Raw genomic sequence first — 26,747 nt, forward strand, 5'->3', positions numbered from 1 at the left:
CCTTCTCCTTTAAACCATCAGATCAAAGTCATACTTTAGGACTGATACCAAGGCCATGCAAGCCGTTTCAACTCGCAAAACTTGGGGTCCCAAGGTGACTGGATGAAGGCCTAGGTCCTGGAATTTTTGAACTTCGGAATGGGAAAAGCCACCCTCGCTGCCCACGATAATCCATATGTTGGAGATACCCTGGGGATGGGACGCTTTTACTTTGCTGACATAGTCTTTAATGCTTAGCGTTGATGGGCCTTCATATGCAAATAGACCCACGGAAGAGTCATTTTGGTTAATGATCCCAGCCAGCTTATCAAAGTTCACTGGTGCTTGGATTTTCATCAGGTCCCCACGGCCGGATTGTTGGGTCGCGGACTTAACGATTTTATCCCAGCGCTCGGTTTTGTTTTCAGAGATTTTTTCGCCAGAGCGAACAAAACTGAATTCAGAAAAGAAAGGCTGAATGCTTTTAACTCCCATTTCCACAGCTTTTTCCATCACTGCATCCATCACTGGAAATCGCGATACGGAAAGGACCAAATGCACATGGGGAGTTTTCAACTGCGGAATGTCGCGCTCTTCGATAATGCGTGCGACGGCGGTTTTCTTGGACACTTGAGTGACTTCGACAAAGTAAGCTTTGCTGTCTTCGGTCAGGACTTCAAATTTTGAACCCTCTTCCTGACGGCAAACATCGAAGATGTGATGAAATACATCTCCAGAGAAATTAACCTGATCTCCGAAAAGATCTTTTTTGTCGATCCAATAGCGTCTCATCGAAATGTACCTTACGCGTTTTCTGTGGACTTAGCCCAGTAACCAACCCATTCGTCTTTTTCCAGACGACGAACAACTTCAAGATTTGTTCCTTCAAAGAACTTTTCAAAGAAGTGGTTGTCACGCTCTTCCAGAATACCCGTCAGCAAAATGTGACCGCCTGGTTTCAACACGCGCAAAAGATCTTTTTTAATATTGATCAAAACGCCATCGATGATGTTGGCCACAACAACGTCATAAGGCCCGCGGATTTCATCCAGCTGAGTTTCCGGAATATCAATCTGCGGAAGCTTGTTCAATTTCACATTGTCACGGGCAACGCGACGGGCTTCAGGATCGATCTCGATACCAGCCACCAAACCAACGCCGCTCATTTGCGCAAGCATCGCAAGGATCGCAGTGCCTGTGCCGACATCAAGCAATGCCCAGTCAGCTAAATTCGCTTTGTGTTTTTCAGCCAGCTTGTGGATAAAGAACGCCATCATTTGCGTCGTTGCGTGAGTGCCCGTACCGAACGCCATACCTGGATCAATAAAGATCGGGTGTTTGCATTCAGGTGGGGGAGTCAACCAGGACGGCACAACCCAGAAGTCACCGATCAAACGGAAAGGAACGAATCCTTTTTTCCACTCTTCAAGCCAGTCTTTGTTTTCTTCTTCAAAAATCTGCCAACGGATCAAGGCGCTGTATTCAGTCAAACCTTTGAAATAATCGGCATCAGGATTTGTCGGGAAAAATACATCCAACTCGTGTGCTGAAACGTTCACAACAGTGGGATCATAAGTTAAATCGGGTTGAGAAAAGACCAAAGCTTCGGTTACACCAGAGGCGCCACAACCAAAGCTATGTGTAGTAATAATGTCTTCAAGATCGGCTGGAACCTGGCTTAAACGAACGCGGAAATATTTATTGTCACTCATTCCCTGAGTTGTTACCAGAATCCGCCACTTTTTCAAGCTTTTCCCCTGTATTAACCACAGGTTGAGCAAGGGCCTTTTCGGGGGCAGTCGGTGCTAGGGAAGCCTGTAAATCCTTCGCAGCCGGACCTGCATTTGGAGCGGCCGCTGGTGTTAGAACGGCGATAGTGACCCCGGGCGTACCTGGAGCGGCTTCAGCGACCTTTTTCTTTTTAGGTTTGGAATTGTCGATGAAAGAACCGCGGGTTTCAATGCGATCTCCAGTCATGATGCCGATTTGTTCCAGCATTGGCAGTTCATCGCGGGATAAAAGTGTGAATTCGCGGGCAACGGCAACCTTGTCGTAAACGGCGATGATTTTAAGCTGTCCCACCGGAACTAAAATTTCACCAACGGCATTGGCACCTGAGGCATCGCGAACATTCAGTTTGCGAACTGCTGTGACCACCAGATTTTTCTTTAAACCGGAGCTGGCATCGGCTGCGATATAGAAGTCTTTGTAAGGCTCTTCATCATTTGCCAAAGTGATATTGCGGCGTACATCCACGATCGTCAGTGATGCGGGACCCGCGTGTGCCGGTGTTGAGTGAAGCAGGCTTGATAGAATAAAAGCTAGCAACATAAATAAACCCTTCCATGGTTTTCTTTAATGCTTATCGGGTGTCTTATTTTGAAACTTAAATGAGGGCGGAAGAGCTGGACCTAAATCCAACTATTGGGAGACGATGGCACCTTGGACAGAGGAGTACACTTTGTATTTGCCTGTATTTGTCGTCTGCTCGATTTGTGAAAGGTAGTTACCAACGGAGCTTTGCACCTTGTAACCAGAAACGGTGCTACCGTCCTGAGTGGAGCCAGATACCAAGCCCGTGGCTTTCGACGGCGCCTTCATAGTGATGATGGCGTTAAGATCTTCCAGGGAAGCTTCCAATGAACAACCTGAAGCAAGCAATGTCAAAGCAGCCAGCAACATCAGTTTCTTCATTTGGGTCCTCCTTGTGTATCTCTCTTACTTATCGGTCAAAGCGCGGAAATCATGAAGCTTTATCGGGTGGATTGAAATAAACATGACTGAGATTTCTCAAAATGAGACAGCATTATTACGGGCTTCACAGAAAGAGCTGTTCCCCAGAGCTATTTTCCCTGCTGGTTTTCCAGATTCTCCAGGCGACGTTCGAGCAGACGCAGACGGTCCTCCTGCGATTTTTCATTCGCTTTCAATCGGGAATTTTCCTCTTTGAGCGAAGCGATTTCGCGGGATTGATTTTCGATTTTAGTGTGAATCCCTTGCGAGTCTTTGAACCACGTGTGGTAAAGATCTTTCACTGCATTCACCACGGCCCAATGAATCGGATCGACGTTTAGTTCAAGATATCCATCTGCGCGTTTGGTAACTGCATCTGGTATGACCATTTGGACTTCCTGGGCAATAAATCCGGTTTTCTGAAAGTCAGAAGGTAAATCCAATGCATTGTCTTTCTTGTATGAATAGCGAACGGTGTGAAGTTTTAGAATTTCATTCAGTCCGTATTCATAATCTCCGTGAATGTCTTTCAGTCGGGCATCAGAGGCATTTGTCCACGCAGTACCTGTGGAAAGTCCGGCAGTGCCGACCACATGCAATCTGTATGTCGGAGTAACCGTACCAATACCCACGTCCCCGCTGTTTAAGATTGTCATTTTGGTTGAAGTTGGAGTGCCGACTGAGAAAAACATCGCACCAGAAGCGCCGGTACCTGCATTAATGCGGGCTTTTTCTGTATTGTCGCTATTCCACCAAACAAGGTCACCGGAGTCGTAGACCGAAGCCGTGGAAGCTCTCATGTTAATGTTTGCTCCGCCATCAGCGCGAATACCACCCATCACATCGAGTCGTTCAGTGGGATTGGTGGTATTAATCCCTAAGAAACCACCTTCAGTCAGGCGCATTCTTTCGCCAATCGCGGTGCCAGAGTTCGTCAGAAAGCGCATGCTTGCTGGTGTACTGCCCACAGCCCAGTTTCCTTCAGCAACACCTTGAATACTTGCTCCTGAGCCGACGGCACTGGAACTTGCCCAGCCACGGAAATTGTAGCTTCCTAAAAGGTCATTATCCAATAGTGGAGAGGGAGTTGCTTCAGTTCCGCGACCGCGAGTTAAAATTACTCCAGGAGTGTAAGTCGCGTGATAAGTGTGGATGTTCAAGTCATCATAAGTATCGCTGCTTTTATTATCTGCCACAATTGCAAGAGCTGAAACTGGTGTTGGCGTGTTGATGCCGATGAAGCCCGTGCCTTTGACTGTAAAAAGTGGATTAGCTCTGCGAGCGGTCCCTACTGTGTAGGCTCCTGAGGAAGCTTGGAAAACGGTACCAGTTGTGTCATCAGTGGCAACAACGAGTCCTTGAGCGCCCGCTGAGGCAAATGAACCAGACCAACCGGTTGCATCAGGTTGCAACCAGTTAAACGAGTTAAATGTCATGCCGTTGCCTAAGTCTCCGTAGTTCACGGCAGTATTGCTAAGTCTGCCTGTAATCGAAGTTGTTCCGACTGCAACTTGATTGGTTGAAGTGACACGCAATGCAGGAGTCGTTGCTCCGTTTGCCATCAAATCAATTGGCGCTGTTGTATTGGTAGTAAGAGTTAGGCCATTTGATGCAGTTGAGTTTGCTGCAATAATAAATCTATCTGCATAAGCAGCCGTCGCATAATCCGAAGGATATGAGACTATTTGCCCGCTGGAATCATTGGAAACAATTTGCAATCTGGCCCCGGCACTTGTGTTACCGGTCGCGATCATGTTTTCAATTCGCCCTTCGGTGATGGCATTCTGATTTTTTGCAACGTGAAACAAATAGCTCGGAGTTACCCCAACACCCACATTACCAGCAGGGGTCACAGTCAGTGCTGATGCGCCATTCGCTTTCAAAGAAAAATTGAAGTTGTCGTTAGTTCCTACGGTGGCACCTGTGCCGAAACTATTTCCCCCATTAACGAAAACACCATTGGTACCTGTTAATGGAAGATCTGTTGAAGCCAAAGCGCGGAATGCCGGAGCTGCACTTCCTGAAGTGGGGCCAGCGAAAACCACTCCCGCAGATTGTGAAGCGAAGTTTGCACCGCTGACCGTAATAGTAGAGCAAACGAAAGAATCAGAAGCAGAACTCCAGATCACCGCTTGTCCTGCAGAACAGGTCACTGACGGCCATGGGCTTGCAGCCGTGGAGTTGATTAAGTCTGTATATGTTAACTTAGTCGCACTCCACGCGGCTCCACCCCAACGCAAAGTTTGGCCGGTCGCCGAGCCATTGGATATAGAAACAGCAGGAGTCGTGGAGCCATTCGCAACGGATAGTGGCGCCGTCGCAGAAACCGTAGTCACAGTTCCTGCATTTGGAGTAATCCACTTTAGACCGCTTGTTTCCGCAGTGTCTGCCGCAAGAATTTGTCCGTTGCTGCCAACACCCAGGCGGATGTTGTTTGAACCATCTCGGGTCAGAAGATCGCCCTTGTTGGTAAGCGGACTTAATGCATTAAATCCCGCAGTCGTCGTGGATTGACCGGTACCCCCTTTAGAGACCGGAACTACCGCTGACAGATTCGCAGGCGTTAAGTTTGTTAAAGCGGAACCGTCGACAGCCGGAAGTTTTGAAGCAGCATCCAGTTGCACGATTTGGTTTGCGCCGTTGCCAACGTTTACTGCCAAAGATACTGTACCTGACGTGCCACCACCGGTAAGTCCAGCTCCTGCCGTCACACCAGTGATCGTGCCACCAGCTCCAGAAGCAGAACCTACAAGATCCCAAGTGGTACCATTATCGCGATAGATTTCTTTGGTGTCTGTTGAGATATAAATATTCCCCACAGTTCCTGCAGCACCTTTTGTGGCGTTGGTTCCTGATTTAAATCCCGGAGTACCACCAAGATTTCTAACGGCATCTGAGATTCCGTAACCCAACAATGTCGTCGGCAGACCCGAAGTAATTTTCGAAAAATCCAATGAAGGAATGTCTGTCGCAACTAATGAAGCACTTCCCGAAGTCACACGACCTTGGGCATCGGTTGTAACTTTATAGTAAGTACCGGCAGTGCCGACATTGGCAAGTGCAAGGGAAGGTGTGGTGGATCCATTGGTTACTGTAATCTGTCCCCCAGTGCCTGCGACAGAAGTGACAGTCCCTGCATTTGAAGTATCGGCGGCAGGGGCCCAATTCGTCCCATCAAACTTCAATACCTGTCCAGTTGTTGGGGCAGTGGCATCAACAGTTACGCCCTGAACTCTTAAAGCATTTCCAAAACGCGAGTCATTACCGGCGGCCACCGTATTTGCGGCAGTCCCGACGTTCACGGTTAAAGTTGGCGCCGTGGTGCCATTGATAATAGTTAAATAAGAATTTCCGGAAGCGACGTTAGTGACAGTTCCGCCTGCGGCCCCAGTCACACCAGCGCAACTAAAGGCGCCAGCGGAGAAAGTCAGGAAAGTATCCGCAGGACAGGTGGGAATGGTGATCTTTTCGATGAACTCGGTCGCGGTTTTTCCATTCAAAGAGTTTGCTGATAAGGCAGTTTTAGCGTGAGCGGCATAGGGCACCGAGCGAATTTCTGTTTCAGGCGTGATCGTATTCCATCCAATACCGTCATGAAATTTCACGTACAGCAAACGACCGTGCGAGGCTGAAGGAGTGTAAGTTCCTGAAATATTGTTGCTGCCATCACCGCAATCCAACGTCGATGCATTATTGAAAATGTCCATCAAACCCACGGTTGGCGATGGTGGGAAAAGTTTTGTCCCGGTACCAATTGGCACGTCGAACACGCCACCGGTACCTGCCAGGTTCACGCCATTTTTTTGTTCGCGATAGATAATACAGTTGCCGCTGGGATTGGTGATTTCAAAAATAAAGCTGACGCTATTGTATTCAAGAGGCTGACCATCGGCTTTAAGAATACGCCCTTGGTAAGATAAATTCTCGACACTACCCCATACAGGAGTAGCAAAAGTGCCGATCAAAATGAGAATTAGGGACGTACAAGATCTCATGTGATTCTTATCGGACCCCTAAGGGAACGACAGAAGCCTTAAACCCCGAATGCGAGTGGAATTTTCTTTGATTTAATGAAACGGGTATAAAGTGGGGCGTTTTAAACGGCTTTTAGTCTCGTATTGATCGTTAAAGCTGATGCTATAGCGAGGGCTCCAATGATCTGCAACCAAGTCAAAGACTCATCGAAAATCACCACTCCCAGAATGACCGCAGTAATTGGTTCAATCATCATCAGCAAAGCCACTTCCGAGCTTTTCAATTTCTGCAAAGCTGCAAGCTCCATTGTCAGTGGAATGATAGTACTGATGATCGCGATTCCAAAAATCGCAGAAGCTTGAGTGGAAGTCAGGTGGGGGACGTTTTCAAAGTGCGGATGATGAAACAAAGCGAGCGCAATTGCACCGAACGTGATCACGTAAAGACTGGAAGTGATCGGGCGCACATCTTTTTGCACTCGCCCGGAAACCAGAACGTAAATAGCATAGCTGATTCCTGAAAGCAGACCGGCCAATACGGCCCAGGCATTACGAACTTCGATATGCCCCCACAACAACATCACTAATCCGGCCGAGGCTACAATCAAACAAAGCGCTTCGGTGCGGGATATTTTATCGTGAGTAAACATGTGTGAAAACACGTTCACCCAAAACGGATAAGTGTAAAGTAAGAGAGCTGCCAGAGTTACACTGAGCCCATCGATAGCCGTGAAATATAAAGTGGAGAAAAGACCGTAACCAAAGATACCCAGTAAAGCAGCGATGGTGATTTGTTTTGCTGAAAGACGAATCCATTGTGGTCTGAACAGCAGCATGAAAATCCAAAGTAACATGGCTGCCAGTGTGAATCGGTAGGTCAGGAACTCGCCGACGTTGAGGCCGGAATTAAAGGCGACTTTACCAAAGACGCCCAAAAAACCAAAACCCACGCTGCCAATGGAAATCTCGATAATTCCGCGGAGACGTGGGCTTAGTTTATTCATAGATTATCTTTTTGGACCTTTTGGAGCGATAAGTTTACCACCAGCATATTTCTTTTTGCCGGCGCTCATTTTCTTTTCGCGTGCTTTTTCTTTTTCAGCTGCAGTTTTCTTCATTGCAGGAGCACGGCCCTTGTAAGAATTCTTTTTAACTTTTAAATCTTCCGGATCATCCGCAAGGAACACACGGTTTGCCGCAACGTCATTGATGAACATAAGCTCACCAACTTTCATCGCACCCATACGCAAGCGACCGATAGCCACACGTTGAAGTCTCATAACGTCGAAACCAATTTTAGCAAACATCTGACGGATCTGACGGTTTTTACCCTCTGTGATCACGATTTTGTACCATTCGTACTTTTCAGATTTATTGTCGCCGGATTTTTTGATCTTTTCAATGTGACGGGCAGAAACTTTACCACCAACGATGGACACGCCATCTTTTAATTTTTGCAAGTGGCGAGGTTCTGGTTTGCCATCCAATTTAACCAGGTAAGTTTTTGTTACTTCCTCTTTTGGATGCGCGACTTTGTTCGCGTAATCACCATCGTTCGTCAAAAGGATCATACCTTCAGAGTCCCAGTCCAGACGACCCACAGGGAAGACGCGTGAAGGAACATCGCCAAGGTATTCAGCGATGGTTGGACGACCTTCTGGATCGTCCATCGTCGTCAAAACACCCGCAGGCTTATTGAAGATAAGGTAAAGTTTTTGGGAAAGCGGTTTACGAAGAATTTTACCATCAACCAGGATTTTATCATGCTGAGGGTCTACTTTAACGCCAAGCTCGTACACGCGCTTACCATTAACGGTGACCAGGCCTTCTTCGATCATTTTGTCGGCGTGGCGGCGGGAAGCCAAACCACTGTCGGCAATTAGTTTATTAAGTCTAACTCTTTGAGAGGTGTTATCTTCAGACATTCTTCATCAGCCTCAGGTAATTGTTGAGTGATCAATATATCACTGCTGAGGGCAGATGAGGAGTTATTCTTGCGATTGGCCTCAATCAGGGCATGGCGGAGGTCTCTAGCCAATAAAGTGAGTAATTTATCCCCTAAAAACACGTTCTCAAGGGCGGTATCGGCTTTACCCAGGATGATCGAAGACCATTTAGCGGCCTCATTATCACCTTGTTGAACCAGATTGCAGGTTCTTTCCAATTGGCTGATTAAATCCTGATAGTAAGGATCTGTACGGCGATCAATGAAGAATTGTTCCAGGCGCTTGATCGGGAAAAGGATGCGAGTTTGATCCTGCAAGGCTTCGTTTTTGATTTCCATCAGTTTTTGGAAAACATAACCACGCAATAGAACACCTGATACTTTGTCTTTGTTCACGCGGAACTGAGCCGTGATGTAAGGAGCCACCTCGATCTTGTGATCGTGATGAGAGCTCAATTCCAATTCTGGATTGTAGTAAAGCACCAAATCCTTACGCAAAGGTTCCAACGAACCACCGCGAATCGTGAATTTTCGGTCAAAAGTACGAACTTCCAAAGATTTGTCGGCTCTTAGGACAATAGCGACAACTCTTTTGTTCTGATCCGGAAGAATGCGAAACTTGTCCCCTTCCTCGCATTGAGACTTAACATGTGAACTCACCGCGTCAATTAGATCCGAGAAGTGTTCAATCTCAATGATCTGCATGTTCTGCGGGAAACGGATCGGGGAAAGGTCGAATTTTTGCTGGTAAAGGCGGTTGAAGTTTTCCAGCAGGAACTGAACTTCATGCCCCAATTGTTGCTTATTGGACGCCCAGTGAGGGTAATCCATGCAGTAATTAAAGAACATTTCGATCAATTCAGGCGTTAACGAGTCGTCAGGGTGCGGAAATCCCCTAAGAAAATTGTAAAATGAAAGACGCGTGGGCGTATTTTGGGGATTTAGATCTGAAACGAACTTCAGCAGCTGGCCGACTTTTAACATGCGCCTAACGTATGAACATTTGAATTTTCTGTCCAGAAAAAATATGATGTTTCTAAGAGCGTCACATCGGTACCCAAGGAGGGTCGGAAGCATGCACAAAGAATTAAATCCCGAATTATTTGGTGAAAAGAAGATCAGCAAGAGTTCCGGCCTGGAAACAGCCTCCTCTATGGGTTCTACGGGAACTAACTATTTGAACACGGACCGCCAGATCTTTGAACTTAAGGCTCAGAATCAGGCCTTGGCCGATCAGATGAACAAGATCGTTTCCACGGTGAACGAGCTTATCAAAAGCTCCAATATCAAGTTTGACCGTAACCAGCAGCAACTGACTCGTTTGGAGCAAAGCCACAACGGTTTGGCGACTGAGGCTGGTCAAAAAATCACACAGTTGTCCCAACGTGTGAACGAGCGTAAAAGCCTGGATTTGAAAGTTCAGGAAATGGTCGATCGCCATAACAACATCATCAAAAGCTTCGAAGTCCGCATGAATCACCTGCAAAAGCTTTTGGCTGAAAAAGAGGCACAAATGATTTCCTGTCAAACGGCCCTTAACGAGGCGAAAATGGAAATCGCCCGCCTAAAACGTCTGTAGTATGGAAAAGGAGCTGAATCGCCAACTTCCCTTGTGGACTTGGTTTGCTCCGATTTGTATTTTGCTAATGGCTCGGTTTACCGGGCCATTTGTTTTAATGAAGACAGGATTTTATCTTCTTTACCTGCCTTACCTGGTGGGTGCTGTTCTTATCTTATGGTGGGGTCCGCGAGTGGTTCTGGGTGCTTGCATCGCCAGTTTGGTGGGATCGTATTTCGGCAGTCATTTGGATTTTCTGGGGATTATCCTTTTAGCACTGGCCGAGGGACTGAAAGTTTATCTTGGCTGGTGGTTTTGGAAATACCTGAAGGTGTACCGGCGTAAACTGTATCGGGTGGGGCCGCTTTTTTATTTTTGGATTATGGTTTTCGTCGTTCCCAACTTTATTGGCAGCTATCTTGTGATGGCGGTTTTAACTTTGGGCGGAGTGTTTTCTCACGAAAAATTCGTTTCTGACTATTTACAAATGGCCCTGGCCGATACTTTCATGACATTGGTTCTGAGTTTGCCGTTGTTCATTTTTCTTAGTCACTGGATGACCCAAAAAGGATGGACCCTTTGGGAAAAGTCGCCGTTTTCGCTGGATCATTCCCGATAAATTTTCACAGATAAGCAAAGATCTTTTTTTTCAAATTAGTAAGGTGTTTCACATTCTGATTCGGCTTACAAATACCTGATGCGATTGGTATTGTTGATTTTGTTTATATTGAATGGTGCTGCCATCAATGCATGGGGTTTACCAGCCCAAGCCCAAGCCCAAGCCCAAGCACAAGCACAGGAACTGGAGAAGCCGGTTCTTATCCGATATCGTCAACGTCCACCTTATTTGGAAAAAAAATGGGGAGAGCTGTCCGGCAAGTGTGGTGACAACGTGATTAAGGCGTTTAAGAAAGCCAAGATTAGTTTTCATACCATGGAGACGCCTTTTTTCAGACAGTTGGCAGAATTTCAAAGTGGTGACGCTGAGGTGTGTTCGATCGCGTGGTTGAAAACTTCAAAACGAGAAGAGCTAATGAAGTTTTCGGAGCCAATTTGCGATGACGGCCCGTGGGTGATTGTCGGTTATAAAGGTACAATCAGTCCTGATACCCGATCTGTTGAATCACTTTTGAAAAATCCTGAATTGAAAGTTGCCAGACGGGCAAAGTTTTCGTTCGGGGAAACACTGGATGAAAAAATTGAACATAACAAAGCCAGTGTGATCAGTGTTGAAAATCCGGAACTAAAGCAGGTCTTTGACATGATTCAGGCGGGACGCGCTGATTACACTCTTTTGCCAGAGTCCGAGTTTTATGAATTAGCCAAAAAACAAAAAATTCATCCGACAGAATTTGTTGTCGTTAAGGCTGATGATCTGAAAGGTCCCCACTTAAGATACATGATTTGTTCAAAAGGGGTGCCAGATTCAGTTATCAAAAAATTCAATAAGGCTATATCTAGTATCAACCCTTAGTTAACAAAATCTGAATCGCTTCCTGACAGTACCCTGACGGTGAAAGCTTGTCTTCTGGGTAAACCCTTGGTCCAATTTATATAAGCACAATTAGATGTTTTACTCTGGAGGATCTAGGGATGGAGTTTCTTCGTCGTGACTTTTTAAAGTTGGGACTGACTCAGGCTATTGCCGCTACAGTGAGCGTTCCAGCGTTGGCGACAGGTGGTCAGGATGACCGCACAAATGATGGTTTGCTTTTTATCAACGTGATGCGGGATACACCCTCCATTCTTCAGGGCGCGACTGATGCCACACGCACTCAGTTTTCAATTCAGCATCATAAAGATTTAAAATTTAATATCATCGCCCGAAATCAAACGGGAACTGTCTGGCAGCCCGATAAAATCGAAGTGCTTACACAGCCTTACAGTCCCTATGCGATTACCAAAGTTTTCTTTTCCAATTTATATCTGGGCGAGATTTTCTTCCTGGATCTTTTGGGACCTGCTGATCAAATCATTGAACGTCGTGAATTCAAAACTTTGGATTTGGCAAAACCGACTTTGCGATACGCGATTGCCTCCTGTATGGATGAAGGTCGCCATGAACCCGAGATCTGGAAAAATATGATCTCGCAAAATCCCGATGTGATTTTTTTCATCGGTGATACCGTTTACTGCGACAAGGGTGAAAGCCCCTATAAAAAAGGCGACCCGCGCCGCCTCTGGACTCGTTTCACTGATGCCCGTCGTATTTTGGAAATTTACTATTCCAAAAGATTGGTGCCGGTTTTGGCAACGTGGGACGATCATGACTTCTCTGGTGATGATGCCAATTCTTCTTCAGCAGAGTACGTGCAAATGGCGCAAAGAAACTTTCTGGCCTTCTTTGCCCAGAATGAAGGTCATAGCGAGGGATATGCGCAAGGACCTGGGGTGGCTTCCGTACTTCGTGCGGGTCAACATCAGTTTCTGCTTATGGATGATCGCAGCTGGCGCTTAACGAAGGAATCTCCGGATCGTTATGCTCATTGGGGAAAAGACCAGGAAGAGTGGGCTCTGCAAATGATTTCCTCTTTTGATGGAATCACTTGGGTTATGAATGGCAGCCAGATTTTTCCTCATATGATTTACAAGGAATCAATGTCCAAGCACAATGGGCAATTCAACGGCTTTACCAGTGCTTTACGCAAGATCTCCAAAAAAGTGATCTTTGCTTCAGGCGATGTGCATTTCAGTGAGGTTTCAAAAATTGAACCTGCGATGGTGGGCTATCAAACTTATGAGATCACTTCCAGTGGTTTGCACAGTAAGTGCTTCCCGGGGCTTGATAAGATTTCCAACCATGCCCGCCGTATGATGTGTACGACGAATCAAAACTATGTATTGATTGATTCGATTTATCAGGGCGACAGATTTTCAGGCAACGTTTATAGCTGCTCGGCAAAAAGCAAAGTGAATTTCTCGACGCAAATTTCAGTTTAAGGACGAAGCCACTTGGTCACGTCGATAGGCGTGTACCAAGAGTGAAAAACACTGTGATCCGGGAAGTTGGTGGATGTACCCCAGCATTTCAGCGTGCCACCGGAGGCGATAGCACAGCTGGCATTGCGACCGACGCCCACCATCGAGTAGTTTTCTCCGCCGTAAACCATTGTCGGAGACCAGGAGTTGTTTCCGGTTCCGTTACCACCGGTACCTTGTGTGCCATTGTCCGAAGTACCCCAACAGTACCACGAATTGTTTGATACTCGTTTGGCGCACATGGTTACACCGTTGCCGGCAAGATCACTGTATGCGGCACTTAAAGTAATTTCGGTTGGAGTGGTTCGGTCTGCATTGGTGGCATTTGTGCCATGGAAATTACTTCCCCAACAATAAATTTTCTGATCGGTTGCGAGGCCACATGAAGAGGCCGATGCATTTGAAGCAGATACAGCCACGCTAATGAATTTAAGTCCGCCCGAAACTGCTACCGGTGAAGTTCGCATTGAACTAGTTCCATCTCCGATTTCGGCGCGACTATTGTAACCCCAGCAATATAAATCGTTGCTTTGCGTGATAGCACAGGTATGTGATGCGCCGGCTTTTACCGAAGTATACTTTGTTCCGGAGGTGATAACCGTGGGTGAAGCAACTATTGGTGTAGCATAACCCAATCCAACCTGGCCGAATCCACTCGAACCCCAACATTTCAAATCGTTGTTCGACGTGATGCCACAAGTGTGAAGATTGCCGGCAGCGATATCTATATATTTGTTATTTCCATCAACAATGAATGGCGTTACTTTGTCGTATGTTGGCCCCGAAAGACCGCTTCCAATTTGGCCATAGTTATTCATGCCCCAGCATTTTAAAGTTTGATCGGTAGTGATTGCACAGGCATGGTTTTGTCCTACAGCTACCTTGGAGTACGTTTGCCCGCGATCCAGCATCACTGCACTTGGACGATAAAGTTTGGTGTCGTCCCCTATGGACCAATAAACACCAGTATCATCCACATTTTTTCCCCAGCATTTCAGCTGATCGGACGTGGTGATCCCACAACCGAAACCACCCATGGAGACAGACTTGTATTTTTGACCCGTATCAGCCTCCGCAGGTGACCAGCGAGAGATCCCAGAGTCATCACCTAATCCAAGGTAGTCAACCTCACCCCAGCACTTAATGCGACCATCAGTGGTAATGCCACAGGTTGTTTCGCCACTGGATATTTGTGAGTAGGTTGCAGTGTCTGAGATGATTGTTGGTACTAAAGCTGTTGTTGTCAGCAGGCTATTTCCAATACCAAGCAACCATCCAAATGAGATATTTGCTGAATTGCTGGAGTTCGAACCCCAGCAGTTTACGGCTCCATTGTCCACAATTGCGCACACATTGCTCGCGCCTACACTTAGATCGGTGTAAGTGGCTCCTCCAGACACAGCTGTTGGCGAGGATTTACTGACGGTGGTATTGTCACCCAAATAACCATAGGTATTTCCGCCCCAGCAAGAAACTGTACCAGTAGTGCTTAGAGCACAGGAGTGTGAGGTACCGAAGTTATTCCAGTTGATCGAAAACTTTGCGACGTCGGTCGCAGAAGGGGTCGCGACCGGTGGATCTATTGCCGTTGTGCTGGTCGAGCCGTTGCCTAGTTGGCCCATGGAGTTTCCGCCGAAGCAGTAAAGCTCATTAATGTTATTCTTAGCACAGACGAAATTATATCCGACATCAACAGACACAAACGGATTTGCACCACCTGGGTTAACTAACGTTGGCGTTGTCCAACTGCCTCCAGCGGAGGTTATGTTCTGCCCCCAGCAATAAACCTGTCCGGACTTAACTGCACAGGTTGTATTCACACCTATGCCAACAGCAGTGTATCCTGTTCCGATAGTTACCGGAGTTGTTGCGCTACCTGATGGATTGTTATCGCCAATTCTATAGCTGGAGCGATTTCCCCAACATTGAAGGTCGCCACCGGTTGTGATTGCGCAGGTATGCCATTCTCCAGGTGCGACCTGCGAATAAGCGGTTCCTGCATTAATGACTGCTGGGGTGGTTGAGCCGGCGTCAGAGGTTCCGGTGCCGAGCATTCCGCCGGTATTGATACCCCAGCATTTCAGAACACCACCAGTATAAATAGCGCAGCGGATTTTCTTTTTCCCGGCCATTTGCAAAATAGTATCCGGAGATGCATTGTCGACATCATTAATTGTTACACGGCTTTGATAGTTCTTCGTGAATCTTGCAACTGGGGTGTCGGCGAAGCTGAAATTGATCTGGAAATACTTGCTGTTCAGACTTGCATTGGGAGAAACCGTAAATGGAACGGCTACAGAGGTGGTGTTCGCAGCCAAAGTCACTGTTCCTGAAGCTGTCAGCGAGTGATCCACGCCGGCCGTGGCATCGCCAGTCACTGAATAAGTTAAATGAATATCATAGGGTTTTGATACCGTGGAATTGATGGTGAATTGTTTCGCGGCACCATCGTCTTCATCGATAATCCGCTCAGTTTCAGCAATGCTTAAATTTGTGATTGTCGTGTCATAGTAAAAGACAGAACTGGATGGAGTGTCCACGTTTGCCCAGCCTGCACTGTCCGCGACTGCACCGGCTTTTAAGGAAACTGATTTTGCACCCGGGCCCGAAGGCGTGAATGACAGATAGTACAGACTGCCGACACCAATCGGTGCTCCAAGGGTTCCGCCAGTTACGTTGAAATCTGCAGAGGTTAAACCTGTTACTGATTCGCTAAAACGAATTGTAAGAGGAATTGGGGATTCGAAAGCTGCGATACCCACGTCGCTGGTGATCGTGGATGTTGGCGGCGTCAAATCATAGATACTGGAGTGAGTGTTCGAGGCCGTGGAAGTGTTGCTGAAGCTGTCACTCGCAGCAGAAGCTGCAACAGTTACGCTGAATGCGCCCTCTGTGGTTGGAGTTACAGAAATGGTGTACGTGGCTCCGCTGCCAGAAACCGAAGCTGTGGCATTAACCAGGGTCAGATCAGCATCTGTGAAGCCCGTGACGGATTCACTGAATGTTGCAGTCACAGTTTGCGGAGATGTAGTCGAGTACGCGGATAATCCCGTCAAGGTTACTGTCGGGCGTGTTCCATCGTAACTGATATTCAAAGAACCTGAAGTATTGTTTTTCCCGGCGCCATCCTGAAAACTGCTTGCTGCTACAGAAACAGTAACAGTGCCGTCAGCTGTTGGAGTTACATCAGCTGTCCAGTGAGTACTGTCGACATTTGCAAAGTTACTCAGTGTGCCGTTCGTGACAGAAACATCTGCCGAGGTAAATCCTGTCACAGCTTCATTTGTTTCGAAAGTGATGGCGATAGGAGACGTGTTGGTCGATGGCGCTTGTACAGAGGCAATCGTGATCGAAGGTGCCGCTGTGTCGTAATACCAGGTTAAGGTATTTGAAGCCGTATTGTCGTTGGCGGCAGAGTCGGCCACCACACCCGCGGGCAATTGAATCGAAGCACTGCCTTCAGCATTCGCAGTTGCTGTAAATGTATATGAAGATCCACTGCCGGTTAATGAACTTAAAGTCAGATTCGTGGTAGTAAAGTCGGTAAGGGCCAAGCCCGCGACTGACTCGCTGGCAGTAACTGTGATAGTGATCGCCGAAAGCGTCGTTGGACTTGATTCTGTTTTTGAAAGAGTGATCGTCGGTGCCGTAGCATCATAACGAACGGTTAAAAGATTTGATGTCGAAGACTGATTGGAGCTTGCATCCACGGCAGCGTTATTATTCACGCGAACGCTGAAGTCACCAGGCGCTGTTGCGGTCAGGGTAAAACTGTAAGTGTCGCCACTGCCTGTGAAGCCGCTTACCGTTGCGTTTGTTAATGTCAGATCCGAGACGTCGAAGCCCGTTACCGCTGCAGAGAAACTAACGTCTACAGTGATTGCTGCGACATTAGTATGTGTGCCGGCCACAGTACTTAATGTTGGCAGTGGGCGGTTCGAGTTAAAGGAAATAGATAAGCTGTTTGAAACTGTATTATTATTTCCAGCCAAGTCTGTTGTTTGATTCGCGCGGTATTGAACACCTACTGTAGTTAAATTGGAAGACGGCGTAATTTCAGCTGAATAAACCTGACCACTGCCTGTGATGTTGTCGACAGTTCCGTTAGTGACTTGAAAATCAGCCGCTGTTGGAGCTTCAACATTTTCATCAAACACCAGATCAATTTGTAAAGGACTTACGTTAGTTGGATTTGCACCCAAATAACTGATGGTAGCTTGTGGGGCAGTAACATCACTAATATAAGACAAGGTGTTTGAAGCTTCGTTATTTAAAGAAGTGGACTGACCAGTAGTGAAACTTGCAGGCAGCGCAACATTCACTGGACCTTCGGCAGTCGGCGTGATCTGGATATCCCAGTGTGTGGCATCAACTTGATTGAACGCCGTGATTGAGCCGTTGGTTACAACAAGATCTGAAGAGCTTAATTGCGATAGAGGTTCAGAAGATGATAGCTGAACATTCCACGTAGAAACGTTACTTGCACCTGTTACCAAAGAACTGAAGGTAAGGGTCGGTGGAGTCTTGGAACCTAATCCATCAAAGATTTTTGCGTTCATGGAACAGGCCGAAAGAATCCCGGTTCCTGCAATGATTGCAAGAGCTTGAGTGAGCTTTCTAAAACATCCAGATACGCACAGTAATCGACTCATTATGAGTACTTGTCGGAGAAAACTGGGTGTTCCTTAAGTTTTTATTCAAGAAGTGACCTCAAAAAATTACTTCGAGGCCTTTTCCATTCTTTGCAAGAATTTTTCGGCATTCTCAAATTGAGTCAGCGTGAGGCCGTCAATCCAGACGCCTTTGGAATTATAAAAGATAACTGTCGGAAGGCCTTGGATATTGTACTTCTTTTTTAGTTCTTTAAGTTGGGCAGAATCTTTGGTTGCATCAAATTTCAGCAACACAAAATTTCCACTCAATGCGCGAACGCGAGGGTCAGTAAAAGTGTTCTCTGCAAGTTCGTGGCAGGCTGCACACCATTCGGCCCAAAAGTCGATGATAACCGGGCGGCCATCTTTTATCGCCTGGTTCAATGCTTCATCTGAATAGTGCTTCCAATCCATCGTCTGAATTTTATTGATGGAGTTATCTGCCATCACGCGACCGCGGATGTATGGGCGCAGATCAAATACTGACAACACAATATATCCGATACCCACGATCAGCACCGCCTGCATAATCCCTTTTTGCATGTGCTTCATCGGTGTGCCACCGCTTTTGGTTGGCAGGAAAGCTCCATAGATACTGGCAAGGATAACAAGTCCGATTCCCAACGAAGCATCAAACCAGCGAGCCGGAAGCAGAAGCTCAAGGTAATAGTAGAAAGCTGAAAGCATCAACGTACCAAGAATGAATTTAAACCAAACCATCCATGGGCCTGAGCGAGGCAAAGATTTTACAAGCTGATTTGAAAGTCCCAGGGCGATAAAGATCAATCCCAAACCCAGCGCATACATGAACAAGAACAAGAACCCAAAGAGCATGTTCTTCGTGGACGCCACATAAGTTAAGATCGCAACCAGCACCGGACCGACGCAGGGACTGGCAACAATTCCGGCAAACAATCCCGTCAGATAAATTCCTACGATGCTTTGTTTGTGCTTTTTGCCTCCTAAGCGATTGCGCAAAAATGCCGGGACTTGAATATCATAAAGGCCATACATCGACAGGGCCATCGCCAGGAAAATCACGCAGACCACTGCCAACACATAAGGATTTCCCAGGGAAGCTCCAAACACGTTACCACTGCTGGCCGCGGCAAGTCCCAAAAGCGAGTAGGTGGTGGCGATACCCAAAACATACACACAAGACGTCAGAAAGTTGTGCAAGCGGGAGCGCTGTTCAGAGTGATTTCCCAAAACCGCAAGAGTGATCGGGATCATCGGGAAAATGCACGGAGTAAAGCTTGTGAAAATTCCGGCAAAGAAAACAAAGATCAAACCGGCCACCATGCTGGAGCCGAGGTACTTCGAGAAATTTGCACTGTCAAAGAAACTGCCGCTGCTTTCGGTGTGAGTTTCAGATGGACTTTGTAATTGCGCGGCTCCTTCGACCATTGGAGTGACGATAGGAACTTCCAAAGTCTTGGTGAAAGGGAATAAACAGAACTGATCAGTACACGCCTGATAAGTCAGTTCCAGTTTCATCTTGTCATATTTTTTTAAAAAACGAGTCGGCGCTTCGATGTGAGCAGAAAGAGTTCCTTCGCCCACCAAGCCAGTTCTTTCACGTTTGGAAAACTTGTCATACCATTTGGTGATCGGATCCAACTTGAAAGGCGCAACTTTAAAACCATCTGGTTCATAAATCACAACTTTGAATTGATCCTCATAAGCGTGATAACCCGGGGGAAGTTTTAATTTGAAATTTAAAGTACCGCCCTGGCCTGGGCTCCATTCATAGGGAAGAACACTGGTCTCGACCAACATCGGGTCTTTTTCAGAGGAAGGAATTTGCGCCCAAGACGATAGGCCAGCCAGCAGGAAAGTAACTATTATAAGGATGTTCTGTAGTGTTGCTTTCATATAACTGTCTTAGTCCCTCTCCCGACCATGGGCAAGATTATTTCCCCATGACTCAATTCTAACACGTATCAACCCGATAGAGGATACTGAGAGGTCATATTCTATGGGTTTTGTAGGTATATTGATAGTTTTCGCGACAGTTTTCGGGGGCTATATTGCCGGTCACGGTAAAATGGGAGTCATCATCGAAGCTGCCGGTCTTGAGATGGTAATCATCGGGGGAGCCGCCTTCGGTGCATACGTTATTGCCAACCCAATGAAAATCGTAAAGATGGGAATTAAACTTTCCATCAAAGCGATGACATCCAAGGGACCTCAAAAATCGGATTACGTTGAGTTGTTACAAATGCTTTTCCAACTTTTCCAGGTCTTCAGAAAAGAAGGTCCTCAAGGTATCGAGAAACATATCGAGGAACCGGAAAAGTCTGACATCTTTAAAGCATACCCAAGCTTCATGCATAACCATCATGCCGTGGATTTTCTTTGCGACACGATGAAGGTGACTTTGTCAGCTGAACTTTCTCCGTACGACGTTGATGATCTTTTGGATGCGGATATCAAAGGTATCCACGCCGAAGAACATCTAGCACAACATGCCGTCGCCGCCGTAGCCGGTGGTTTCCCGGGACTGGGGATCGTTGCCGCCGTACTTGGTATCGTTAAGACCATGGGTGTCTTGACGGCTGGCACAGAGGTGATCGGTGAGTACGTTGCCCATGCCCTCGTGGGTACGATGTTAGGGGTTTTCTGTGCATACGGTTTGATCGAGCCGACAGCTACAAAAATGGCTGCGGATATCGAAGCAGAAGGTCGTTACCTGGGTTGTATTAAAGCGGCACTGGTTGCATTGCAACGTGGTGCTCCTCCGATCGTGTGTGTGGAGTACGCTCGTCGTTCCATCATGCCGGAAGAAAGACCGACATTCGCTGAAATCGACAAAGCTACTAAAGAGATTAAGAAAGCTGCGTAATGCTAACAGTACGGGAGCCAGGAAACAGGCTCCCTCTGGATTAAGGAAGAATCATGGCAGAGAAGAAACAGACAATCGTCATCAAAAAGATCATCGTCCAAGGTGGCGGTGGACACGGGGGCTCCTGGAAGGTTGCCCTTGCTGACTTTATGACGGCCTTGATGGCCTTCTTCCTGGTTATGTGGATCGTGGGTCAATCTGATCAAACCAAAAAAGCGGTTTCAGATTATTTCTCCACACCTTCAGTGATTGAATACAATTTCCAAAACTTCGGGGTCGAACTGACTCTTGAAAAACTTTTCCTGGATCTTTTGAACGAGCCGTTAAAGGCGTTCCAAAGTTTCATGGAGCCAATGGACAAAACTCCAAATCTATTGGATATGGGTTCTGCAAAAGTTGTTGCTGCGTATATGGCTGACCAGATGAATGATGTCGCCAAAAACGTAGTGGTTTCCCCTGAAGGTTTTGATTTCGATATTCCTGATTATATGTTGTTTGAACGTGGCAGCTCGCAACCGAATGCCAACTTTGTTCAGGTCATGGACAAGATCAAAGGTGTCACAGCGGGTTTGAAAGATGCAGAAATCAAGCTGACTTCCGGATTGTTTATCCAGTCTGTACCTGATGGCACTTCGATGTCAGCAAACCGTGTAGCTTCCCAGCGTTTGGATATCGTTCGTAATAAAATTGCGGCTTCACTTGAAAGCAGTACGGTCGCAGTGACCGGTGCAATCAGTGTGAAAGAAAAACGCGGTGAAGTGGATCCTAAGAAACTGGTGGGCTTTATCCGTGTGAAGATCGCACAAAAAGAGCTGACTTCAGACGGTCAAAAGCAACGCAAACTTGATTCCCTGTTTGGGGAGCAGCGTGTGGATATGTCGGTATATGATAATTTCGTTCACCAGGTTTCCACTCGTCGTAAGCAAGAGGCTCAGGCTAAGAAACCTCTTCGCGAGCAAGTGGATGACGAATTAAAAGACGCTGCTAAAAGCCCGTCTTCGCTGACAGAATAAAGTAAATATCGCCAGTGCCGTTCAGGTCGCTGGCTGCGGAGGTGCCGGTCACGGCACCTTCCAGAAAGATCACTCCCCAGTTAGTTCCAATTCCGGTGCGCAAATCAAAGTAGCTGCTTATATAGTCTACATCCGGAGAGTTGTACCCCGCTTCATTATCCCAGATCCAGCTGGTGAAGACCTGAGTAGCTTTGCCCAGTCCCAAGCGCATGGACTTCTTATGCGTGCCTTCCCAGTTGCTGAAGTTATCAAACATCACACGGTAGGTTCCAAAGTTCAGATGCAGGCTTAGGATGTTTCCGTTGCGATCACCGTCTTGATAGTAGGTGCTGTAGGAATAGCCGATAACCGCGTTCGATTCCTGGGAGAAATTGATTTTAATATCCGCATTGGCGCGAAGATTGAAGTTATCATTGCTGTCTTCGTAGTTGGTGTTTGATCCCCACAGCCCTAAGCGGAACTGAGGTCCAAAGTTAAACCAGAAGGAGCCTTGCAAAGCCGGGGAGCCGTCGGTTTGATTCAATCCGTTTTCAACGTATTGAGACAACAACGAAACCTCTCCGTCCATTTTAAAGGTCGGAGACGAGTTCTCTGCAGCAAAGCTGTAGGAGTGAAGGCCGATAAGTGTTATGATAAAACTGATGTATCTTCGCATAGATAGTGCATTTCATTGTGAACGAAGAAAGTACAAAATAAAAGAAAAGCCGTCACCGGGCTGGACCAAAAGCCAAGCGGCAGGTATGTAAGGGTATGAATTTAGATCTGCCTTTAGACGAATACACGTATATCGCATTTGATACCGAAACCAGCGGAGCCTATCCAGTGGGCTACGATATCGTCGAGTTTGGCGCCGTTAAATTTCACAAGGGTCAGGAAATCGACCGCCTGCAGTTTTTGTTGAAGCCTCGCGAGCTGATGACGGATTTCATCATCGGTATTCACGGCATTACCAATATGATGGTGGCTGATGCTCCCAACATGACAGAAAAAATTCAGGAGATTCACGCTTTCTTCAAAGGATCCATCGTGATGGCTCACCATGCGCCATTCGATTTAGGTTTTTTGACAATTGATTTTGAAAAAGCGGGTCTGCCGTTACCAACTGAACCTGCACTTTGCACAAGTCTTCTTTCGCGCAAGTGGATTCACGGTGTTGAAAATCACAAGCTGCAAACTTTAATCAAACATCTGAACATCGATGGCGGTCAGGCACATCGTGCTTACGATGATGCTAAGGCATGCTTATATGTTGGTTTGGAATGCTTTAAAAAAATGGGCGAGGAAGCCACTCTGGCAAAAGCAATTAAAAGTCAGGGCAAGCAATTGTGGTGGAAAGACTATGCGATGCACTCTGTGAACGATGCATCACTTAAGACCATGATTGAATCCATTCATACCAAAAAAGATTTGGATCTCGTATATGACGGAGGCTCAGCTAAAGGGGAGACTCGTCGTGTAAGTCCAATTGGAATCGTCCGCAATCCTGATGGCGATTATCTTATGGCCCTTTGTCAGAGAGAGAACACCAATAAGCGTTATTATCTGTCTCGCATCAAAGATGTGGGAATTGTTTATTAACCCTCACCTTGACGATAATTAAATCGGATACATGATTAACCTATGACCTTGCCATTCACGGCGAGGGAAAGGTGAAACCATGTCATTCGTATCTGGTTACCTTCCTGTTATTCCGCTAAGAAATGCCGTTCTGTTTCCCGGTGTCAGCATGCCTTTGCGAGTCGGAAGAGACCGCAGTATTCAAGCTTTGCAAAAAGCCCTCGCCAATCAAAAGTGGATCGTATTATTGACGCAAAAAAATCCCGAGTCTTCGATGGAGAAGCCCGAGGATATGCACACGGTCGGTACGCTTTGTAAAATCGAATCCCATCGCAAGGAAGACGATGGCAGCTATACCATTTTCGTCAATGCTCACCAGCGCATTCGCGCTTTGAACATGCGATTTGAAAATGGCATCTATGAGACTTTGACGGAAGGAATTGAAGACATTCTTGTTTCGGATCGTAAGACCGAGGAAGCCTTGCTTGAAAGCCTCAAACAGATTGCTTATGAGACAGTTGACCTGTTGGGCAAGCACATGCGCCGGGTGAAGGAGTGGATCGCTGAGATCGAAGAACTTTCTTTACTGACGAATGTTTGCGCGGCCCACGCGGACTTTACTCTGGCTGAAAAACAGAAAATCCTGGAATCAGCTGATGTGCGGGAACGCGCGTTGAAGATTCTGGATTTGATGAAGGAACAAAAAGAGCGTTTGAAAATCCAGCTCGATATTCGTCAGAAGCTGACTGAAAACATCAATCAAAGTCAGAAGGAAAGCATCCTGCGCGAGCAGATGCGTGTGATCCGTGAACAACTGGGTGACGAGGATAGCAATGAAATCACTGAGCAATACCGTCAGAAAATTCTTTCTGCGGGATTGCCGGATGAAGCTTTGGTATTGGCCAATTCCCAATTGAAACGACTGGAAAGCATGAACTCGGCTTCGCCGGAATATCAAATCATTCGCACTCACTTGGATCTGATTACGGACCTGCCGTGGAGTAAATCTTCGGCGGATCAGGAAATTGATCTGGAAAAAGCCGAAACGATTCTTAATGAAGATCACTTCGGCATGGATAAAATTAAAAAAAGAATCCTGCAGCATCTTGCAGTCATGAAACTGCGTAAGACGCATCAGGGTTCTATTCTGTTGTTCGTCGGCCCTCCGGGCGTGGGTAAAACTTCGCTGGGTAAAAGTATCGCGCGCGCTTTAAATAAAAAGTACGTGCGTGTGGCTTTGGGTGGGGTTCGTGACGATGCAGAGATCCGCGGTCATCGCCGTACTTATATCGGTGCGATGCCCGGAAGAATTATTTCTGGAATTAAAAAAGCCGGAGAAAACGATCCTGTTTTTGTACTGGATGAAATCGATAAACTATCGCGCAGCTTTAATGGCGACCCTGCAAGTGCCCTGTTGGAGACTTTGGACCCTGAGCAGAATAACACTTTCCAGGATCACTACCTGGATACAGCCTTTGATCTTTCGAAAGTGCTGTTTATCGCCACCGCGAATACGCTTGATACCATTCCAGGTCCGCTATTGGATCGTATGGAAGTGATTGAACTGACCGGTTACACGATTGACGAGAAAAAGAGTATCGCGAAACGCCATCTGTGGCCGAAGCAGCTGACCGAGCACGGTATTGAAGCCTCGCAGCTGGAAATCACAGAAGGTGCGCTGACGAAAATGATCACCGATTACACCCGTGAAGCGGGCGTGCGTGAGTTGCAGCGTAAGATCGCGACGATTTGTAAATTCATGAGCTTAAAGATCTTAAAAGCCGAAGGTCAAAAGCTGATCGTGGACATCAACGATCTGGATGATATCTTTGGTGCTGAAAGATTTACGTCAGAGTTGACTGAGACTTCGTTGCCTCCAGGTGTGGTGACGGGACTTGCGTGGACCCCAGTGGGTGGTGACATCCTGTTCATTGAAACCGAAGAAATGCCAGGCAGTGGGCAACTGTTGTTAACCGGGCAACTGGGTGAGGTGATGCAGGAGTCCGCCAAGATTGCGATGAGTTTATTAAAAGCACGCCTGCCTTTGATGGACCCAACGGTCGACTTCACTAAGAAGGAAGTCCACGTGCACGTACCTGCGGGTGCCATTCCTAAAGATGGTCCTTCAGCCGGTGTAACGATGTTAACTTCAATTGCCTCTAAGCTTTTGAAGAAACCAGTAAATCCAAAGCTTGCGATGACTGGGGAAATATCATTACGCGGAAGTGTGCTGCCAGTAGGCGGAATCAAAGAGAAAGTCATCGCAGCACATCGTGCCGGCGTGACGGAAGTGATTCTGTGTAAGCGAAACGAAAAAGATTTGCGTGAAGTGCCTCAGGAAATCAAAGATCAGGTGAAGTTCCACTTCGTCGATAACGTCAACGATTTGCTGAAGATCGCACTCGAAATCGATTTCCCAGCCTACAAGCTGAACTTCGACAACACGACCCAGCTCTTCCCCCGCGCCATAAACTAAACAGCGCTGAAAGGTACGGACACACTTTTGGTAGCAGCAAAGCGTCACTCGTGACGCCTAGCTGCTACCAAAAGTGTGTCCGTACCTTTATTCCTTGTATTCGACGACGTTAACGGTGCGCTCGGATTTAATTGTGTTAACGCGTTTATTGATCTCTTCAGCCAGGGCTTCAAGTTCTTTGAACTCGTCACCTTTACGCACTTTCAACGGCGGAATCGCTTCGCCACGCATGATTCCGTAGATATATCTTTCAAAAGCATAGATCGGACCGGCGATACGATGGGACAATACTTTACCTACGGCAAACGTGATTGCGCAGAATGCGATACAGATGATCGTGAAAGTGATCACGTAAGGGACCAGGAACTTATTCAACAGGAACTGGTTATTTCCTACCAGCTCCTGAATGGTCACGCGCAAATAGGTGTAAGAAAATACCAGGCTGATCAAAGTTAAACTTAAACCCACCGCCATCATCAGGATGCAGTATTTCAACTGGAACGAAAGATTCACCCAGAATTTTTTGCGCGAGTTATTTTCCGGCCAAAGCAGTTCACCTTCACGAATGATCGCAAAAACAATCAACCCGTAACCCACCCACTGAAGCGCATCAGCGACGTTGAATGCAGGACTGGAAAGAGATGGTGTACCGATAACGATAAAGTCGACGACGTATCCCCAGATAATTCGATCAGCAACGTTTCCTAAGATGCCGCCGATTAGAATTGAAAGACCACAACGCAAAGTCAGTGACTTGATCGGAAGCAGGTACTGAATCAAAGCGTACGTACAAAGCAGAAAGGCTCCGCCTGTGGAAAGCGAGACGATACGCAGCACTGATGGCAAATCTGAAAACAGGCCTAGCATTGCGCCGTGATTGTGGTGCAATACAAAGTGCAGCGGGCCGTGAGAAATTACCGAAGTAATTTCTGTGGCCCACAATTTAGTTACGCGGTCGACCAACCAGGTCGCAACAAGAGGAAGTATAACAAATAGCCATTCGCGCTTTTTCATGCACCTCAGTCTAACAAGAGAG

20 protein-coding genes are annotated in these 26,747 nt (G+C 46.9%); 8 read left to right on the top strand and 12 right to left on the bottom strand.

Going from position 1 to position 26,747, the window contains the following annotated elements:
* Positions 1-9: 9 nt before the first annotated feature.
* The 8 genes from ACLWNV_RS02765 to ACLWNV_RS02800 all read right to left on the bottom strand — a co-directional run bounded on the left by ACLWNV_RS02765 (position 10) and on the right by ACLWNV_RS02800 (position 9,462).
* Positions 10-771 carry an RsmE family RNA methyltransferase gene (locus tag ACLWNV_RS02765; RefSeq protein ID WP_413586386.1) on the bottom strand — a complete coding sequence of 254 codons (762 nt, stop codon included), beginning with the start codon at positions 769-771 and terminating at the stop codon, positions 10-12.
* Positions 772-782: 11 nt separating this feature from the next.
* Positions 783-1,727: a 50S ribosomal protein L11 methyltransferase gene (locus ACLWNV_RS02770; protein ID WP_413586387.1), complete on the bottom strand. Its 945-nt coding sequence runs from the start codon at positions 1,725-1,727 to the stop codon at positions 783-785.
* Positions 1,684-2,310: a hypothetical protein gene (locus tag ACLWNV_RS02775; RefSeq protein ID WP_413586388.1), complete on the bottom strand. Its 627-nt coding sequence runs from the start codon at positions 2,308-2,310 to the stop codon at positions 1,684-1,686. The genes ACLWNV_RS02770 and ACLWNV_RS02775 overlap by 44 nt, the downstream gene beginning before the upstream one ends.
* A 90-nt stretch (positions 2,311-2,400) precedes the next feature.
* Positions 2,401-2,673 carry a hypothetical protein gene (locus ACLWNV_RS02780; protein WP_413586389.1) on the bottom strand — a complete coding sequence of 91 codons (273 nt, stop codon included), beginning with the start codon at positions 2,671-2,673 and terminating at the stop codon, positions 2,401-2,403.
* Between the two features lie 149 nt (positions 2,674-2,822).
* Complete coding sequence (locus ACLWNV_RS02785; protein WP_413586390.1) at positions 2,823-6,707, bottom strand: tail fiber domain-containing protein; 3,885 nt, start codon at positions 6,705-6,707, stop codon at positions 2,823-2,825.
* 101 nt (positions 6,708-6,808) lie between these two features.
* Positions 6,809-7,690 (bottom strand): EamA family transporter, encoded by an 882-nt coding sequence (locus ACLWNV_RS02790; protein WP_413586391.1) that lies wholly within the window; start codon positions 7,688-7,690, stop codon positions 6,809-6,811.
* Between the two features lie 3 nt (positions 7,691-7,693).
* A complete protein-coding gene (locus tag ACLWNV_RS02795) occupies positions 7,694-8,611 on the bottom strand; it encodes a pseudouridine synthase (protein WP_413586392.1) in 918 nt (305 codons plus the stop codon).
* Positions 8,566-9,462, bottom strand: a complete 897-nt coding sequence (locus ACLWNV_RS02800; protein ID WP_413586393.1) for a hypothetical protein — start codon at positions 9,460-9,462, stop codon at positions 8,566-8,568. Before ACLWNV_RS02800 ends, ACLWNV_RS02795 begins: the two co-directional genes overlap by 46 nt.
* Before the next feature lie 244 nt (positions 9,463-9,706).
* Here ACLWNV_RS02800 and ACLWNV_RS02805 point away from each other — a divergent pair, with 244 nt between their 5' ends.
* From ACLWNV_RS02805 to ACLWNV_RS02820, 4 genes are all read left to right on the top strand, one after another.
* A complete protein-coding gene (locus ACLWNV_RS02805; protein ID WP_413586394.1) occupies positions 9,707-10,210 on the top strand; it encodes a hypothetical protein in 504 nt (167 codons plus the stop codon).
* A 97-nt stretch (positions 10,211-10,307) separates the two neighbouring features.
* Complete coding sequence (locus ACLWNV_RS02810; protein ID WP_413586395.1) at positions 10,308-10,808, top strand: hypothetical protein; 501 nt, start codon at positions 10,308-10,310, stop codon at positions 10,806-10,808.
* Between the two features lie 78 nt (positions 10,809-10,886).
* Positions 10,887-11,663: a substrate-binding periplasmic protein gene (locus tag ACLWNV_RS02815; protein ID WP_413586396.1), complete on the top strand. Its 777-nt coding sequence runs from the start codon at positions 10,887-10,889 to the stop codon at positions 11,661-11,663.
* A 119-nt stretch (positions 11,664-11,782) separates the two neighbouring features.
* Positions 11,783-13,129 (top strand): alkaline phosphatase D family protein, encoded by a 1,347-nt coding sequence (locus ACLWNV_RS02820; protein WP_413586397.1) that lies wholly within the window; start codon positions 11,783-11,785, stop codon positions 13,127-13,129.
* Here ACLWNV_RS02820 and ACLWNV_RS02825 read toward each other — a convergent pair.
* Positions 13,126-17,820 (bottom strand): Ig-like domain-containing protein, encoded by a 4,695-nt coding sequence (locus ACLWNV_RS02825; protein ID WP_413586398.1) that lies wholly within the window; start codon positions 17,818-17,820, stop codon positions 13,126-13,128. The genes ACLWNV_RS02820 and ACLWNV_RS02825 overlap by 4 nt on opposite strands.
* Before the next feature lie 66 nt (positions 17,821-17,886).
* On the bottom strand, positions 17,887-19,695 hold the full coding sequence (locus tag ACLWNV_RS02830; protein WP_413586399.1) for a protein-disulfide reductase DsbD family protein: 1,809 nt from the start codon (positions 19,693-19,695) through the stop codon (positions 17,887-17,889).
* A 103-nt stretch (positions 19,696-19,798) separates the two neighbouring features.
* On the opposite strand from ACLWNV_RS02830, the gene motA reads away from it, so the two are divergent.
* Both motA and ACLWNV_RS02840 read left to right on the top strand, forming a co-directional pair.
* Positions 19,799-20,665 carry a flagellar motor stator protein MotA gene (gene motA, locus ACLWNV_RS02835; protein ID WP_413577131.1) on the top strand — a complete coding sequence of 289 codons (867 nt, stop codon included), beginning with the start codon at positions 19,799-19,801 and terminating at the stop codon, positions 20,663-20,665.
* A 53-nt stretch (positions 20,666-20,718) separates the two neighbouring features.
* On the top strand, positions 20,719-21,678 hold the full coding sequence (locus ACLWNV_RS02840) for a flagellar motor protein MotB (RefSeq protein WP_413586400.1): 960 nt from the start codon (positions 20,719-20,721) through the stop codon (positions 21,676-21,678).
* Here ACLWNV_RS02840 and ACLWNV_RS02845 read toward each other — a convergent pair.
* Positions 21,650-22,333 (bottom strand): TorF family putative porin, encoded by a 684-nt coding sequence (locus tag ACLWNV_RS02845; protein ID WP_413586401.1) that lies wholly within the window; start codon positions 22,331-22,333, stop codon positions 21,650-21,652. The genes ACLWNV_RS02840 and ACLWNV_RS02845 overlap by 29 nt on opposite strands.
* 95 nt (positions 22,334-22,428) lie before the next feature.
* Between ACLWNV_RS02845 and ACLWNV_RS02850 the strand changes: the two genes are divergently transcribed.
* Positions 22,429-23,256, top strand: a complete 828-nt coding sequence (locus tag ACLWNV_RS02850) for an exonuclease domain-containing protein (RefSeq protein ID WP_413586402.1) — start codon at positions 22,429-22,431, stop codon at positions 23,254-23,256.
* Positions 23,257-23,335: 79 nt separating this feature from the next.
* Positions 23,336-25,711, top strand: a complete 2,376-nt coding sequence (gene lon, locus ACLWNV_RS02855; protein ID WP_413586403.1) for an endopeptidase La — start codon at positions 23,336-23,338, stop codon at positions 25,709-25,711.
* An 87-nt stretch (positions 25,712-25,798) separates the two neighbouring features.
* Here the strand turns inward: lon and ACLWNV_RS02860 are convergent, their stop codons facing one another.
* Entirely contained in the window at positions 25,799-26,725 is a 927-nt protein-coding gene (locus ACLWNV_RS02860; RefSeq protein ID WP_413586404.1) for a signal peptidase II, read from the bottom strand.
* Between the last annotated feature and the right edge of the window lie 22 nt (positions 26,726-26,747).

It is taken from the genome of Bdellovibrio sp. HCB274, from assembly GCF_047306075.1.
Classification (GTDB): domain Bacteria; phylum Bdellovibrionota; class Bdellovibrionia; order Bdellovibrionales; family Bdellovibrionaceae; genus Bdellovibrio.